Consider the following 487-nt stretch of genomic DNA (forward strand, 5'->3'; position numbering starts at 1 on the left):
AACCCTTTGTGGATTATGGTTATTACAAAGCATATATCTTTCTGAGAGATGAATTAGGGTTTAGAGTAGGTAAGTATGACAGTGGGACTAATACCAAATTAGCAGCCTCTTGCCCGTTGCTATTTGCCCATTGCTCTCCGCTAACAGCTGGCCACTAACGGCTTCTCTCCTGCCCCTACCCCATTTATTGACTAGATTATAAATCAGTCCAGCAATAGCAATCATTATCCACACACCTATCTAGCCAATTTACTAATCTTGAAATCTTGCCTATGATCAGACGATATAACCCGTAATACATAACTCCCCGCTACATAGCCTTCCATTGAAATATCCTCCACATGACCAGATTCCAAATCAAACAACGATCGCCGATACAACTCCTCACCTCCCAATCCAACCAACACCAACATAACCTCTCCATTAATCGACTGGTTGAAACGTAACGACAAAATGCTACCCACTGGATTACCCAAGATACTCACCC

The 487-nt window shown here is 42.5% G+C and carries 1 protein-coding gene; it reads right to left on the reverse strand.

Translation table 11 applies throughout. The features are described 5' to 3' along the window. Nucleotides 1-236 precede the first annotated feature (236 nt). Nucleotides 237-487: hypothetical protein (locus tag AC23P2_RS31230; protein WP_487776811.1), on the reverse strand; the 251-nt coding region annotated here is incomplete at its 5' end.

It is taken from the genome of Runella sp. R0.1_18 (assembly GCF_057652155.1).